At 72.7% G+C, this 15592-nt stretch carries 13 protein-coding genes; 1 reads left to right on the top strand and 12 read right to left on the bottom strand.

What is annotated here, in order from left to right; genetic code table 11:
* Positions 1-27 precede the first annotated feature (27 nt).
* Together lspA and ABGB06_RS20750 are read right to left on the bottom strand one after the other, a co-directional pair.
* The gene (gene lspA / locus ABGB06_RS20745) at positions 28-699 is read right to left on the bottom strand and encodes a signal peptidase II (RefSeq protein ID WP_347591508.1); all 672 of its coding nucleotides are present in this window, start codon (positions 697-699) and stop codon (positions 28-30) included.
* Between the two features lie 66 nt (positions 700-765).
* Positions 766-1239 (bottom strand): TraR/DksA family transcriptional regulator, encoded by a 474-nt coding sequence (locus tag ABGB06_RS20750; protein ID WP_347591510.1) that lies wholly within the window; start codon positions 1237-1239, stop codon positions 766-768.
* A gap of 661 nt (positions 1240-1900) precedes the next feature.
* On the opposite strand from ABGB06_RS20750, the gene ileS reads away from it, so the two are divergent.
* A complete protein-coding gene (ileS, locus tag ABGB06_RS20755) occupies positions 1901-5047 on the top strand; it encodes an isoleucine--tRNA ligase (RefSeq protein WP_347591512.1) in 3147 nt (1048 codons plus the stop codon).
* 110 nt (positions 5048-5157) lie between these two features.
* Here ileS and ABGB06_RS20760 read toward each other — a convergent pair whose 3' ends face one another.
* From ABGB06_RS20760 to murD, 10 genes are all read right to left on the bottom strand, one after another.
* Positions 5158-6432 (bottom strand): DivIVA domain-containing protein, encoded by a 1275-nt coding sequence (locus ABGB06_RS20760; RefSeq protein WP_347591514.1) that lies wholly within the window; start codon positions 6430-6432, stop codon positions 5158-5160.
* A 49-nt stretch (positions 6433-6481) separates the two neighbouring features.
* A complete protein-coding gene (locus tag ABGB06_RS20765; RefSeq protein ID WP_347591516.1) occupies positions 6482-6766 on the bottom strand; it encodes a YggT family protein in 285 nt (94 codons plus the stop codon).
* 70 nt (positions 6767-6836) lie between these two features.
* Positions 6837-7460 carry a cell division protein SepF gene (gene sepF / locus ABGB06_RS20770; protein ID WP_347591518.1) on the bottom strand — a complete coding sequence of 208 codons (624 nt, stop codon included), beginning with the start codon at positions 7458-7460 and terminating at the stop codon, positions 6837-6839.
* 109 nt (positions 7461-7569) lie between these two features.
* Positions 7570-8295, bottom strand: coding sequence for a YggS family pyridoxal phosphate-dependent enzyme (locus ABGB06_RS20775; protein ID WP_347591520.1), 726 nt, complete (start codon positions 8293-8295; stop codon positions 7570-7572).
* Positions 8292-9023 (bottom strand): peptidoglycan editing factor PgeF, encoded by a 732-nt coding sequence (gene pgeF / locus ABGB06_RS20780; RefSeq protein ID WP_347591522.1) that lies wholly within the window; start codon positions 9021-9023, stop codon positions 8292-8294. The genes ABGB06_RS20775 and pgeF overlap by 4 nt, the downstream gene beginning before the upstream one ends.
* 13 nt (positions 9024-9036) lie before the next feature.
* Positions 9037-10269, bottom strand: coding sequence for a cell division protein FtsZ (ftsZ, locus tag ABGB06_RS20785; protein WP_347591524.1), 1233 nt, complete (start codon positions 10267-10269; stop codon positions 9037-9039).
* A gap of 260 nt (positions 10270-10529) precedes the next feature.
* Positions 10530-11342, bottom strand: a complete 813-nt coding sequence (locus tag ABGB06_RS20790; RefSeq protein WP_347591526.1) for an FtsQ-type POTRA domain-containing protein — start codon at positions 11340-11342, stop codon at positions 10530-10532.
* Between the two features lie 65 nt (positions 11343-11407).
* Positions 11408-12499 (bottom strand): undecaprenyldiphospho-muramoylpentapeptide beta-N-acetylglucosaminyltransferase, encoded by a 1092-nt coding sequence (gene murG, locus ABGB06_RS20795; RefSeq protein ID WP_347591528.1) that lies wholly within the window; start codon positions 12497-12499, stop codon positions 11408-11410.
* A gap of 42 nt (positions 12500-12541) precedes the next feature.
* Positions 12542-14023, bottom strand: coding sequence for a putative lipid II flippase FtsW (ftsW, locus tag ABGB06_RS20800; RefSeq protein WP_347591530.1), 1482 nt, complete (start codon positions 14021-14023; stop codon positions 12542-12544).
* 51 nt (positions 14024-14074) lie between these two features.
* Complete coding sequence (gene murD, locus ABGB06_RS20805; protein WP_347591532.1) at positions 14075-15592, bottom strand: UDP-N-acetylmuramoyl-L-alanine--D-glutamate ligase; 1518 nt, start codon at positions 15590-15592, stop codon at positions 14075-14077.

The following is a 15592-nucleotide window of genomic DNA, read 5'->3' on the forward strand; positions in this document are numbered from 1 at the left end:
GAGAGCGGGTTCACCCACCCGAGTATGTCAGTCCCGGTGCGTCGAACCGTCGGGGTCCAGACCGCGGAAGGACAGCAGCACGATCAGGATGCCGCCGCAGACGATCGCGGAGTCCGCGAGGTTGAACACCGCGAAGTAGCGGGGCGCGATGAAGTCCACCACGTGCCCCTCCAGGAAGCCCGGGGCGCGCAGCAGCCGGTCGGTGAGGTTCCCCAGGGCGCCGCCGAGCAGCAGGCCGAGCGCCACCGCCCAGGGCGCGCTGTACAGCTTCCTGGCCAGCCGGATGATCACCACGATCACACCCACGGCGATGCAGGTGAAGACGACGGTCAGCGCCTCGCCGACGCCGAACGCCGCGCCGCCGTTGCGCACCGCCTGGAAGCGGAGCCACTGGCCGAGCACCTCGACCGGCTCCCGGTGCTCCAGCCACTCGACCACCATGATCTTGGTGATCAGGTCGAGCACGTAGGCGAACGCCGCGACGCCGACCAGCACCGGGATGCGCCGGCGGCGCGGGGCGTCCGCGCCGTCCCCCGCCGGCTCCTCGGCCGTGTCGGGGCGCCGCGCGGCGGCCGGCCGCTCCGCCGCGTCCGGGCCCGCCGGGTCGGCCGCGCCGGGACGACCCGCCGGGTCCTCCGGGCCGTCGGCCGTCGGGGGGTCGTCGGGTGACTCGATGGTCCGCTCCGCCTCACTGCTCACGGGATGAGCGTACGACACAGCAGTGCGATCACCGGACGTCCCTCGGACCGCCGTTCGGAACCCGGCTCAGAATCGACGCTCCTGTTTCTGCTTGCAGTCCACGCACAGCGTGGCGCGCGGGAACGCCTGCATCCTCGCCTTGCCGATCGGATTGCCGCAGTTCTCGCACAGACCGTAGGTGCTGGCCTCCAGCTGCCGCAGCGCGCGCTCGGTCTGGTAGAGCACCTCCCTGGCGTTGCTGGCCAGGGCCATCTCGTGCTCCCTGGTGACGTTCTTGGTCCCGGTGTCGGCCTGGTCGTCGCCCGCGCCGTCGCCGGAGTCCCGCATCAGCCCGCTCAGCGCCGCCTCGGCCGCGGAGATCTCCTCGCGCAGCCGGTCCGCGTCGGCCTGCAGCCCCGCCCGGGCCTCGGCCACCTCCTCCTCGCTCCAGGGCTCCTCGCCGGCACGTACGGCCAGTTCACCGGGGGCGGCGGGCGCCGCGGTACGGGCCTGCGGTACCGCGGTAGCCGACCTCTCCGTCGTGCTCTTCTTCGCAGCCACCTTCTTGGCTCCTGTCTTCCGGGCCCTCTTCGCTGTCGCCGTCTCCGCGGCCTCCGCCGGCTTCTCCGCGGCGGTCTTCCGCGCCGTCTTCCGTGCGGTCCTCTTCTCGGTGGCCCCGGTCGTCCCCTCGTCCGTGGCCCCGCCCGTCCTCGGCGTCGCCTTCGTCGCCTTCGTGGCTTTCGCGCTCTTCCTCGCCACCATGGCGGCGGCCCCTTCACATAGTGTGATCTTGCTCGCGAATCGTGACCGGAACGATAAATCGACAGCGAGCTCACGGCAACGAGGCCACGCCGGTCTGCCTGCGTTGTGCCCCGCGCGGCCCCGGGATAACCGGTCGTACCGGTCCACGGCGGGCCCGTACACTGGGAGCCAGCGAGAGGCGTTGATGGGGACGAGTAGCGTCGTCAGGCAGCCGCGAGCGACCCGGGGACGGTGTGAGCCCGGGGGCGAGCGCGACGCGAAGATCACCCCGGAGCCGCCGGAAGAAAGCCCTCGGTCATCCGTGGGCGAGTAGACCCGGCAGCGCGGCCCAACGAGCGGGTCGCGGGCAGCCAGGCCATGCCGGCCGGCCGCCCCGGCCAAGGAGGGTGGTACCGCGGGGGCTCGCGCCCTCGTCCCTCCGACGGAATACGCAGCGTGTGTCCGCCGGAGGAACGATCCGATGAGCAGCCAGTACCGGCCCGTGCCGGCCCAGGTCGATCTGCCCGCCCTCGAGCACGAGGTGCTCGCGCTCTGGCGGGAGCGGAAGACCTTCGCCAGGAGCGTGGAGCAGTCCGAGGGACGCCCCGAATGGGTGTTCTACGAGGGCCCGCCGACCGCCAACGGCATGCCCGGCGCGCACCATATCGAGGCCCGGGTCTTCAAGGACGTCTTCCCCCGCTTCCGCACCATGCGCGGGTACCACGTGGTCCGCAAGGCCGGCTGGGACTGCCACGGCCTGCCGGTGGAGCTCGCCGTGGAGCAGGAGCTGGGCTTCACCGGCAAACGCGACATCGAGGAGTTCGGCATCGCCGCGTTCAACGCCAGGTGCCGCGAGTCGGTCACCCGGCACACCGACGCGTTCGCCGAGCTGACGACCCGGATGGGGTACTGGGTCGACCTGGACGACGCCTACCGCACCATGGACCCGGCGTACATCGAGTCCGTCTGGTGGTCGCTGAAGCAGATCTTCGACAAGGGGCTGCTCACCCAGGACTACCGGGTGGCGCCCTGGTGCCCGCGCTGCGAGACCGGCCTGTCCGACCACGAGCTGGCGCAGGGGTACGAGACGGTGGCCGACCCCTCGGTCTACGTCCGGTTCCCGCTGACCTCGGGCCCGCTGGCCGGCGAGGCCGACCTGCTGGTCTGGACGACCACCCCCTGGACCCTGGTGTCGAACACCGCGGTCGCCGCGCACCCCGAGGTGACCTACGACGTCTTCGAGGCCGAGGGGCAGGGCCGCGTGGTGGCCACCCGGGAGCTGTTCGAGAAGGTCGCCGGCGAGGGCTGGACGCCCACCGGGCAGCGCTTCACCGGTGCCGAGATGGAGCGCTGGTCGTACCGGCGCCCGTTCGAGCTGGTCGACTTCGGCGGGGCCGAGGCCCACTACGTGGTGACCGCGGAGTACGTGACCACCGAGGACGGCACCGGGCTCGTGCACCAGGCCCCGGCCTTCGGCGAGGACGACCTGCGGACCTGCCGCGGGTACGGCCTCCCGGTGGTGAACCCGGTGCTGCCGAACGGCACCTTCGAGGAGGGCCTGCCCCTGGTGGGCGGCCAGTTCTTCAAGAAGGCGGACGAGACCCTCGTCGCCGACCTGCGCGAGCGCGGTCTGCTCTTCCGGCACGAGGCGTACGAGCACAGCTATCCGCACTGCTGGCGCTGCCACACCCCGCTGCTGTACTACGCACAGCCCTCGTGGTACATCCGCACCACCCGGATCAAGGACGCCCTGCTCCGGGAGAACGAGGCGACCACCTGGTACCCCGACTCCATCAAGCACGGCCGGTACGGCGACTGGCTGAACAACAACGTGGACTGGGCGCTGTCCCGCAACCGGTACTGGGGCACCCCGCTGCCGATCTGGCGGTGCTCCGAGAAGCACCTGACCTGCGTGGGCTCGCTCGAAGAGCTCGGCGAGCTGACCGGCGCCGACCAGTCCGGGCTCGACCCGCACCGCCCGTTCATCGACGAGGTCACCTTCGCCTGCCCGGAGGCGGGCTGCGAGGCGACCGCCCGCCGGGTCCCCGAGGTGATCGACGGCTGGTACGACTCGGGCGCCATGCCGTTCGCGCAGTGGGGCTATCCGCACCGGAACCGCGAGGAGTTCGAGAAGCGGTACCCGGCGCAGTACATCTGCGAGGCGATCGACCAGACGCGCGGCTGGTTCTACACGCTGATGGCGGTCGGCACCCTGGTCTTCGACCGGACGTCGTACGAGTCCGTGGTGTGCCTGGGTCACATCCTCGCCGAGGACGGCAGGAAGATGTCCAAGCACCTGGGCAACATCCTGGAGCCGATGCCGCTCATGGAGCGGCACGGCGCGGACGCGGTGCGCTGGTTCATGGCGGCCGGCGGCTCCCCCTGGGTCGCCCGCCGGGTGGGGCACGGCGCCATCCAGGAGGTGGTCCGCAAGACGCTGCTGACGTACTGGAACACCGTGGCCTTCCAGTCGCTCTACGCCCGCACCGGCGAGTGGTCGCCCAGCGACGCCGACCCGGCGCCCGCCGAACGGCCGCTGCTGGACCGCTGGCTGCTCAGCGAGCTGCACGCGCTGACCGAGATGGTCACCAAGGCGATGGACGGATACGACACCCAGCGCGCCGGCAAGCTCGTCTCGACCTTCGTCGACGACCTCTCCAACTGGTACGTGCGCCGCTCCCGCCGCCGCTTCTGGCAGGGCGACCGGGCCGCGCTGCGCACCCTGCACGACACGCTGGAGACGGTCACCCGGCTCATGGCGCCGCTGGTCCCGTTCATCACCGAGCGGGTGTGGCAGGACCTGGTGGTGCCGGTCACCCCGGACGCGCCGGACTCGGTGCACCTGACCTCCTGGCCCGAACCCGACCTGTCGCTGGTCGACCCCGAGCTGTCCCGGGACATGCTGCTGGTTCGACGGCTGGTCGAGCTGGGGCGGGCGACCCGGGCGGAGTCCGGGGTGAAGACCCGCCAGCCGCTGTCCCGGGCGCTGATCGCCGCGCAGGGCTTCGAACTGCTCAGCGACGACCTGCGCGAGCAGATCGCCGACGAGCTGAACGTCACGGCGCTGGCCTCGCTGTCCGAGATGGGTGGCTCGCTCGTCGACACCACCGCCAAGGGCAACTTCCGGGCGCTGGGCCGCCGGTTCGGCAAGCGCACCCAGCCGGTGGCCCAGGCCATCGCGGCGGCGGACGCGGCGGCGCTCGCCGAGGCACTGCGCGCCGGCACGGCCGCCGTGGAGGTGGACGGCGAGCAGGTGGCGCTCACCCCGGAGGAGGTCATCATCACCGAGACGCCGCGTGAGGGCTGGTCGGTGGCCTCGGACTCCGGCGCCACGGTGGCCCTGGACCTGGAGATCACCCCGGAGTTGCGCCGGGCCGGGCTGGCCAGGGACGTGATCCGGCTGGTCCAGGAGTCGCGCAAGAACAGCGGCCTGGACGTCGCCGACCGCATCGTGGTGCGGTGGGGCACGGACGACCCGGAGCTGGAGCGGGCGCTCGAGGAGCACCAGGCGCTGATCTCGGCCGAGGTGCTGGCCACCGACTTCGCGGCGGGCGCCGGGGACGAGGCGTTCGGCCCGGAGTTCCGCGACGAGGCACTCGGTCTGACCTTCCGGCTACGCCGGGCATAGGCAGAGTCCGGCTACGCCGCGTATCGGCAGAGACGTCGCACCACGGCGCCGTGGCCCGGATGGAGATCCGGGCCCCGGCGCCGTGTGGGTCGTGCGCTGATCGCGAGCGGTCAGCTGTCGTCCTCGTCGATGAGGAAACCGCGCATCGGCGAGGGCGCCTGGTGCTGCACCGGCTGCGGGCCCTGGGGCCGGACCGGCGCCATCGGCTGGGTCATCGCCGGGGACATCTGCTGCTGACCGCCGTAGGACCCCTGCGGGCCCGGTCCCCCGGGGCCGCCCATCGACTGGTTGCCGCCCATGGAGCCGGGGGCACCCATCGGGGAGTTGCCACCCATGGAGTTGCCGCCCATGGAGTGGTGCCCGCCCATCGTGCCGCCCGGCGCCGGGGCGCCGGCGGAGGCCAGCGACGGCTGGGGGGACGGGGGCAGCGGCGCGGCGGCCGGGGTGCGCGGCGGCGCGAGCGAGTCGTCGGACTGGCTCTCCAGCTGGCGCAGCTGGCTCTCCAGGTACGACTTCAGCCGGGTGCGGTACTCGCGCTCGAAGCCGCGCAGGTCCTCGACCTTGCGCTCCAGCGTCGCGCGCGCGGACTCCAGGGAGCCCATGGCGACGCGGTGCTTCTCCTGCGCGTCCCGCTCCAGGGCGTCGGCCTTGGCGCGCGCGTCGCGCTCCAGGCCCTCCGCCCGGCTCCGGGCCTCGCCGACGATCTTGTTGGCCTCGGAACGGGCCTCGGCGATCGCCTGGTCGGCCGTCTGCTGGGCCAGCGAGAGCACCCGCGCGGCGCTCTCGTTGCCGCCGCCCGGCATGTGCGGTGCCGGAGCCGGACCGCCCATCTGACCGCCGGGGCCGCCCATCTGCCCGCCCATCTGACCACCGGGGCCGCCCATCTGACCACCGGGGCCACCGAGCTGGCCGGCAGGTCCGCCCAACTGACCGGCGGGACCACCCATCTGCATGGGTGCGCCGGGGTGGCCCTGGTGCGCCTGATGCGCCTGCGGGCCCAGCCCGCCGGGGGCCACCGGGGTGTGGCCGCCAGGACCCATCGGGCCGCCGGGATGCCCCTGGCCGCCCTGCCCCGCCGGCAACTGCGGCGGGCCGCCCATCTGCTGCTGCGGGTGCTGTTGGGGCACCGGCTGCGGTCCCGATATGGCGGCGGGCCCTCCGGGCCGATCCTGCGGCTCGGGTTTGCGCATGTTCTGCTGGTTCTGTGCGGCGGCTCGGGTGGCCGCGGCCAGCTTGGCGCGCAGGTCCTCGTTCTCCCTGAGCAGCCGGGTCAGCTCGGCCTCGACCTCGTCGAGGAAGGCATCGACTTCATCCTCGTCGTAGCCCTCGCGGAGACGGACGGTCGTGAACTGCTTGTTCCGCACGTCCTCGGGAGTCAGCGGCATCTCTTCACCTCAACGTAATTCGTCGGCATATCGGCAAGACCGTAACCGTTCACAGCCCGGCCACGACGCTGATCAGGATGTAGACGATGATCATGAGTACGAAGAAGGACAGATCAAGCGCCACACCCCCGAAGCGCAGCGGAGGGATCACCTTCCGCAGCGCCTTCAGTGGCGGATCGGTGACAGTGTAGGTGGCTTCCAGGGCGACGACCATCGTCTTGCCGGGCTGCCAGGAGCGCGCGAACATGAAGACGTAGTCCATCACCAGCCGGAAGAGCAGCAGTCCGAGAAGGCAGTACAAGGCAATCAGGATCACCTGCTGAACGATGCCCATCCGGCCTGTCCCTCTCCCCTGTCCTCCGCCCCGACCACCTGGTCGGGGGCATGTCTTCCGGTGTCGTCCGTCAACTCTGGTTGAAGAACCCGCCCTCAGCGATGCGGGCCTTGTCCTCCGCCGTTACATCGACGTTAGCAGGCGACAGAAGGAAGACCTTCTGCGTCACCCGCTCGATGCTCCCATGCAGACCGAAGACAAGACCAGCGGCAAAGTCGACAAGTCTCTTTGCATCCGTGTCGTCCATCTCCGTGAGGTTCATGATCACCGGGGTCCCCTCGCGGAAGTGTTCCCCGATGGTACGAGCCTCGTTGTACGTCCTGGGGTGGAGCGTCGTGATCCGGTAGGGCTCCCGCTCGGACACGACCTTGGGCATGATCACCGGCGCGCTCTTCTCCACGTTCTGTCGGTCGGATGTGATGGAAGACACGGGAGCGATCCTCCCGGGCCGTCTGTTTTCGGTCAGCAGCGCGGCGGGCGTGGGCTCCGTCTCCCGCTGCGCCGGCGGGTGCACGACCCTGACCGGCTCCTCCACCCGCTCCCGCTGCGGCGGTTCGTGCGTCTGCTGACGCCGCCCCCGCTCGGGCTCCGGCTCGGGCTCGAACTCGTCGTCGGGGGCGTACCCCGGGCGGTCGTAGCCGTCGTCCTCCACGAGGCCGAGGTAGACCGCCATCTTGCGCATAGCGCCAGCCATCGACTGCGTCCTCCGCTCTGTGGTGGATCGGCTCCGCCTGTCGGGGCCGCGCATCCACGTGCTGTCGGAAATGACCATATTTTCGGTTGTGATCCCTCGCGTGGCGACGTTACCCGAGGGACTCACGGACTCCGAGCACCGCGCTGCCGACGCGCACATGTGTCGCTCCGGCGGCGACAGCCTCCTCCATATCCGCGCTCATGCCTGCCGACACCATGGTCGCAGCAGGATCGGTCCTGCGCAGGTCCCTTGAGATTTCCACCAGCCGCCCAAAGGCTACGCCCGGCCGCCCGGCGTACGCCCCCGACAGCGGCGCGACCGTCATCAGTCCGGCCAGCACCAGACCGGGGGCGGCGCCGATCACGGCCGCCAACTCCGGCACCCCGTCCGGGGCCACACCACCCCGGTCGCCACCGTGTCCCTGCTCCTTCTCCAGCGCCACCTGAATGAGGCAGCGCACCGGGCCGCGCTCGCGCCGCTCCACCGCCGTCGAGAGCGCGCCGACCAGCCGGGGCCGGTCCACGGAGTGCACATAGTCTGCGTAGTTCGCCACGGAACGCACCTTGTTCGTTTGCAACTGCCCCACAAAGTGCCAGTTCAGCGGAAGATCCGCGCAGGCCTCGGCCTTCTCCGCGGCCTCCTGGTCCCGGTTCTCGGCGACGTGACGCACGCCGAGCTCGGCGAGCAGCCGAACGTCCGTGGCCGGCCGCGTCTTGGTGACGACGATCAGCGTGACGTCCTCCCGTGCGCGCCCCGCCGCGTCACACGCGCCGGTGATGCGCTCCTCCACTCGGGCGAGGCCGGCGGCGATCTCCGCCCGTCGCGTCGCGCTCACGGCGTGATCCAGACGTAGCTCGCCTGACGCCCCGTGATCGCCGCCCTGCGGTAGGAGAAGTGGTCGGGCGACTCCAGGGTGCAGACGGTGGGCGGCACGACGTCGACGACGCCGAGGTCGACCAACTGGTTCCTGACCCCACGGGGGATGTCGATGGCGGGCGTGCCCCGACGGGTGGTGGCGGAGCTGCCCGGCGCGGTCCGCGCGGCCTCCGCGCGCATCGTCGCCGGGACCTCGTAGCACCGGCCGCAGACCGCGGGTCCGATGCGGGCGACGATCCGGGCCGCCTTCGCGCCCAGCCGGACCATCGCCTCGACCGTCGCCGGCACCACCCCGGCCACCAGCCCCGGCCGCCCGGCGTGCGCGGCACCGGCCACGCCGGCGATCGGATCGGCCAACAGGACGGGCACGCAGTCGGCGGTCAGCACGGCGAGCGCCATCCCGGGGACCGCGGTGACCACGCCGTCCGCCGCCGGCGGTTCGCCGTCCGGCCACGGTCCCTCGGCCACCGCCACCGCCCGGCCGTGCACCTGGTTCATCCAGCGGACGTCGCCGGGGTCGAGCCCCAGCGACGCGGCCGCGCGCTCGCGGTTGGCCCGCACGTCGGCGGGCCGGTCGCCGACCGCGCCGCCGAGGTTCAGGGCGTCATACGGAGCGGCGCTCACGCCGCCCCACCGGTCGGTGAAGGCGAAGTGGGCGCCGCTCTCGGTGTTCTGTTGCTCTATCACGGAAGACGACGGGTCACTTCAGGAAGTCGGGCACGTCGAGCTCCTCGACCTGGCCGCTGTCGTACGGGCGGGCCGACGGCACCTGCGGGGTCGGCGGCTTCGACTCCGCGACCGGTTCCGCGGGCTCCCGGCCACCGGAGCCGCCGTCCAGGTCCGTGGACAGGCCGGCCACCTCGCGCGGGGGCAGCGAGCCCAGCCCGCCGAACGACGGGCGGTCGGTCTCGCCGGGCTCCGCACCGGACGACGAGTCGTCCCGGCCGCCGTACCCGAGCACCTTCTCCCGGGTGCGCGAGGGCGGCTGGCCGCCGTCGAAACCGGCGGCGATCACGGTGACCCGGACCTCGTCGCCGAGCGCGTCGTCGATCACCGCGCCGAAGATGATGTTCGCCTCGGGGTGGGCCGCCTCGCTGACCAGCTGGGCCGCCTCGTTGATCTCGAACAGGCCGAGGTCGGAGCCGCCGGAGATGGAGAGCAGCACGCCGCGGGCGCCGTCGATCGACGCCTCCAGCAGCGGGGACGAGATGGCCATCTCCGCGGCGGCCACCGCGCGGTCGTCGCCGCGCGCCGAGCCGATGCCCATCAGCGCCGAGCCGGCCTCCGACATCACCGACTTGACGTCCGCGAAGTCGAGGTTGATGAGGCCGGGCGTGGTGATCAGGTCGGTGATCCCCTGCACACCGGACAGCAGCACCTGGTCCGCGGACTTGAACGCGTCGAGCACGCTGACCTGGCGGTCCGAGATGGACAGCAGCCGGTCGTTGGGGATGACGATGAGGGTGTCCACCTCGTCCCGGAGGGCCGCGATGCCGTCCTCGGCCTGGTTGGCCCGGCGCCGCCCCTCGAAGGTGAACGGGCGGGTGACCACACCGATCGTCAGCGCGCCGAGCGTCCGCGAGATGTTGGCCACCACCGGCGCGCCGCCGGTGCCGGTGCCACCGCCCTCGCCCGCCGTGACGAAGACCATGTCGGCTCCCTTGAGAACCTCCTCGATCTCCTCGCGGTGGTCCTCGGCAGCCTTGCGCCCCACATCGGGATTGGCACCCGCGCCGAGTCCACGGGTGAGCTCGCGGCCCACGTCGAGCTTGACGTCGGCGTCGCTCATCAGGAGCGCCTGCGCATCGGTGTTGATCGCGATGAACTCGACGCCCTTGAGACCGACCTCGATCATCCGGTTGATGGCGTTGACACCACCGCCGCCGATACCGACGACCTTGATGACTGCGAGGTAGTTCTGCGGTGCTGCCACGTCGAAGGCCTCTCGCCTCGATTTACGTGTCGGGCTCCGCGTGTGCCGCAGTGCGCCGACTGATGCCGATGGGACGACTCGGAATGCCGCCCCGAACCCTAACGGTTCAGTTTAGGGTTACCTGTGCTCGCTGTTCCTTGGATTCCTCGGAACGGACACTAAGCCGCAAGTGGTACGCGTTCAACGAACACGCCGAACCTCCCGTTTTTCTTTTCACCCTATGTGATCGCGCTCGGTGCCAGTCAACCTGGGTGCGCACGTCAACCCCCGGATGCGGCAGGGGCGGTGACCACGCTGACGTCGAAGTGCGTAGCGTCGTCGGCCGCCTTCATCACCCGGGTGAGCGCCTCCGCCTTGGCCGCCGAGTCCTCGGGGCTCCCCCACAGCACCGTACGACCGCCCGAGAGCTCCAGGGTGACGGAGTCGTAGGAGGCGACGCGGATGACGTGGGTGTCCCGGCGCACCGCGGGCGGCAGCGCGGCGGCCACGCCGACCGCCTCCCGCCGAATGCGGTCCGCGCCGAAACGGCTCAGGCTCGGGCTGTTCTCCAGTTCCAGTTCGAGGAGTGGCACGCCGGGCGGGCGCTCGTCGGTCTCGGCGAACGGGACTCCGGCGCCGTCCACCTCGGTGTAGCCGCCGGCGCTCCGCATCACCACCTCGGACTCACGCTCCGTCACCTTCAGTGTGACGCCGTGCGGCCAGGCCCGGACCACCGCGACCGACGCGACCCGCGGCAGCGCGTCGAGGAGGCGGTCCCGCACGGCGTCCTTGTCGAGCGCGATCATCGGGTCGCCGACCGGCACCCGGGCCGCGGCCAGGATCTGGTCCTCCGTCACCTGGTGCGGGCCGCCCTCGGTCCAGTGCACCGTGACCCGCTCGACGCGCAGCCAGTCGGAGCCGTACAGCGCCCAGCCGCCGAAGCCGCCGAGCAGCAGCGCGAGCACCAGCAGCACCACCAGGATGCGCCGCCTGGGCAGCCGGCGCCGGGCGCGGGGGGCCGGCGAGGGCGGGCCGGCCACGCGGCCCGTCGGGCCACGGCCTCCGCCGCGCTCGGCGGTCGTCGCTCCGGCCACGCTCCTCGCCTCCCGTCTCGTCCTGACCTACTCGCTGACGATCTTCCGCGCCCGGCGCGGAACAGCTACGCCCGGCGCGCGGCGATGGCCTCGTGCACCATGCCGAGCAGCAGGTCGTCCGCGTCCCGGCGGCCGAACTCGGCGGCGGCCCGGGACATGGCGGCCAGCCGTCCGGGATCGGTCAGCACCGGCAGCACGGTCCCCCTGACCCACTCCGGCGTCAGCTCGGCGTCGTCGATCAGCAGTCCGCCGCCCGCCCTGACCACCGGCTGGGCGTTGAGCCGCTGTTCCCCGTTGCCGATGGGCAGCGGGACGTAGGCGGCAGGCAGCCCGACGGCGGACAGTTCGGCGACGGTCATGGCGCCGGCGCGGCAGAGCATCATGTCGGCCGCGGCGTAGGCTAGGTCCATGCGGTCCACATACGGTACCGGGATGTAGGGCGGCATTCCGGGCATCGTGTCCAGCTGCGGCAGTTCGTTCTTCGGGCCGACCGCGTGCAGGATCTGCACGCCGGAGCGCTGCAGGGTAGGCGCGATGGCCTGGGTCACCTCGTTCAACCGCCGGGCGCCCTGGGAGCCGCCGGACACCAGGAGGGTGGGCAGCCGGGCGTCCAGGCCGAACGCCGCGCGGGCCTCGGCGCGGACCGCGGCCCGGTCCAGGGTGGCGATGGAACGCCGCAGCGGGATGCCGACGTACCGGGCGTGTCGCAGCTTGCTGTCCGGCGTCGACACGGCGACGAAGCGGGTGTAGCGCGCGCCGATCCGGTTGGCCAGGCCCGGGCGGGCGTTGGCCTCGTGCACCACGATCGGCACCCGCTGCCGCTTGGCGGCCAGGTAGCCGGGCAGCGCCACGTAGCCGCCGAAGCCGACCACGCAGTCGGCCTTGGTGCGCTCGATGATCTCCTCCGCGGCCCGGATCGTGCCGCGCAGCCGTCCCGGAACGGTGATCAGCTCGGGCGTGGGCTTCCGCGGCAGCGGCACGGCCGGGATCAGTCCGAGTTCGTACCCGCGCTCCGGGACCAACCGGGTCTCCAGGCCGCGCTCCGTGCCGAGCGCGGTGATGCCCACCGTGGGGTCCTGCCTGCGCAGGGCGTCCGCGAGGGCGAGCGCGGGCTCGATGTGACCGGCGGTTCCGCCGCCGGCGAGGACAACATGCACCGAAATTTCACCGCTCTCCGTACGGCGCCGCCTGGGCCACCGTCACGTCGTCTTCCGTCTCGTCGTCTTCCGCCCGAACCAGGCCAGCCGTCGGCCGGACGGGCGCCGCATCGCCAGGGCGGTCCTGGCCGCCGCGTCGCTGCGGGCGAAGGCGATCAGCAGCCCGACGGCGAACATGGTCGGCAACAGGGCGGAGCCCCCGTAGGAGAACAGCGGGAGGGGCACCCCCGCGATGGGCAGCAGGCCCAGCACGGAGCCGATGTTGATCACGGTCTGGGCCATGAGCCAGGCCGTCACCCCGCCCGCGGCGTACCTCACGAAGGGGTCCTCCGTGCGTCCGGCAACGCGGATACCCGCATAGCCTAGAGCCGTGAAGAGGGCGAGGACCGACAGCGTCCCCGCCAGGCCGAGCTCCTCCCCGGTGATGGCGAAGATGAAGTCCGTGTGGGGTTCCGGGAGTTCGCCCCATTTCTCCACGCTGGCGCCGAGCCCCGAGCCGAACCAGCCGCCGGAGGCGAGGGCGTAGATGCCGTGCACCGCCTGCCAGCAGTCGTCCTCGGCGCCGGGCTCGGCGGCGATGCAGGCCAGCCGGTCCATGCGGTGCGGGCTGCTGACGATGAAGAAGGCGCCGAGCGCGGCCGCGGTGGCCAGCACGCCGGTGAACAGCCGGGTGGGGGCACCGGCCAGCCAGAGCAGGCCGAACAGGATGGCCACCAGGATCATCACGGTGCCCATGTCGCCGCCCAGCATCACCAGTCCGCAGACCAGCAACGCCCCGGGCACCAGCGGGACCAGCAGGTGCCGCCACTGGGTGAGCAGCCGCCGCTCGCCCTTCCGGGCCAGCAGGTCGGCGCCCCACAACACGAGCGCGAGCTTGCCGAACTCGCTCGGCTGGAGCTGGAACGGGCCGGCCACGGAGATCCAGCTGGTGTTGCCGTTGACCTCGACGCCGACGCCCGGCACCTGGACGAGGCCCAACAGCACCACGGAGAACGCCAGGAACGGGTAGGTGAGGGCGCGCAGCAGGCGCAGCGACATCCGGGAGGCCAGCAGCATCAGCACGCCGCCGAGCACGGCCGCGACGAGCTGCTTCTGGAAGTAGTAGCTGGCGGACAGGTCGTAGCGCAGCGCCTGGATCTGGGAGGCCGAGAAGACCATGGTCAGGCCGAGCAGGGTGATCAGCAGGCCGGTGCCCATGATGACGTAGTACGCCGTCAGCGGGCGGTCCCAGGCCCGGCGGGCGCGGGCGACGAAGCGGGGCGTGCGGGGCGGCCGAACGGGGGTGCGCGCGGCCGGAACGCGGGCGGGCACGCGGGCCGGAGCGGGGCGCCGGGCGGGCGCCGGCGCGGTCCTGGCGGCCCGCGCCCGGTCCGTGTCCCCGGCGCGGCGGCGCGGATACACCCTCGATCCGACCACCTGACCCGGGCCCTGGCCCTGCCGCGGCCGGCCGGCCGCGGCACCGGGCGCGTCGCCGGCCTGGTCGGCCGGACGCGCTCGGCCCGCTCCGGGGTGGTCGCCCGTCATGCTCGGCCCCTCCTTCGGACCCGCGCCAGCGGTCCGCGGGCCACCGGCGGGCTACTGCTCGTCGCTGCGTGCCTGGTCGGCGGCGAGGTCGCGGACGGCGGCGGCGAAGGCATCGCCTCGCGCGCCGTAGTTGGTGAACATATCCCACGAGGCGCAGGCCGGGGCCAGCAGCACGGTGTCGCCGCCCCTGGCCATCGCGGCCGCCGCGCGGACGACCGCCGCCATCGCCCCAGTGTCCGTCCGGTCCAACTCCACGACCGGCACATCCGCGGCGTGTCGCGCGAGCGCTTCCGCGATCAGCCGGCGGTCCTCCCCGATCAGCACCACCCCGCGCAGCCGGGCGGCCGCCGCGGCGACCAGGTCGTCGAAGTCGGCGCCCTTGGCCAGCCCGCCCGCGATCCACACCACGGAGGGGTAGGCGACCAGCGACGCCTGGGTGGCGTGCGGGTTGGTGGCCTTGGAGTCGTCCACGTACGCCACGCCGTCGACGTCGGCGACGTGCGCGATCCGGTGCGGGTCGGGGCGGAAGCCGCGCAGCCCGTCACGCACCGCGGCCGGCGGCACCCCGTACGCCCGGGCCAGCGCCGCGGCGGCCAGCGCGTTGGCGATGGTGTGCGGCGCGGCGCGCGGGGCGCCCGGCACGATGTCGGTGACCTCGGCGAGCTCCTGGGCCTCCCGCCGACTGTCCGGGACGAACGCGCGGTCCACCAGGATGTCGTCGACCAGGCCGAACTGGCCGGGGGCCGGGACGCCGAGGGTGAAGCCGACCGCCCGGCAGCCCTCGACCACGTCCGCCTTGCGGACCAGGGTCTCGGTGGCCGGGTCGGCCACGTTGTACACGCAGGCGGCGACGTTGCCCTCGTAGACCCGGCCCTTGTCGGCGGCGTACGCCTCCATCGAGCCGTGCCAGTCGAGGTGGTCGGGGGCCAGGTTGAGCACGGCCGCGGCATGCGCCCGGACCGACGGGGCGTAGTGCAGCTGGTAACTGGACAGCTCGACGGCCAGCACCTCGGGCCGCCCGTCGGGCGCGCCCCCGGTGCCGAGCACCACGTCGACCAGCGGCGTGCCGATGTTGCCCACCGCGGCGGTGCGCCGGCCGGCGGCGGCCAGCATGGCGGCGAGCATCCGGACCGTGGTGGTCTTGCCGTTGGTGCCGGTGACGGCGAGCCAGGGCGCGGCGTCGGGGCCGCGCAGCCGCCACGCGAGCTCCACGTCGCCGAGCACCGGGGCGCCGGCCGCCTCGGCGGCGAGGAACAGCGGGCTGTCGGGGCGCCAACCCGGCGAGGTGACGACCAGTTCGGTGCCGGCCGGCAGGGTGGCGCCGGGGCCGGCGCCGAGCCGGGCGGCGATGCCCTCCTCCGCCAGCTCCGCGGCCCGGGCGCGCTGCCGTTCGCCGTCGGTGCCGTCCACCACGGTGACCCGGGCGCCGATCCTGGCCAGCGCGCGGGCCGCGCTGACGCCGCTGACGCCCAGGCCGGCGACCGTGACGCGCCGCCCGGCGAGGTCGCCCGGGTCGCCGGGGCCGCCGAGCCCCGCGGGGTACCCGGACGGGGTGTCTGGCCTGCTCAC

Origin of the sequence: Streptomyces sp. B6B3, from assembly GCF_039871525.1 — a bacterium.
In the GTDB taxonomy this organism is placed as follows: domain Bacteria; phylum Actinomycetota; class Actinomycetes; order Streptomycetales; family Streptomycetaceae; genus Streptomyces.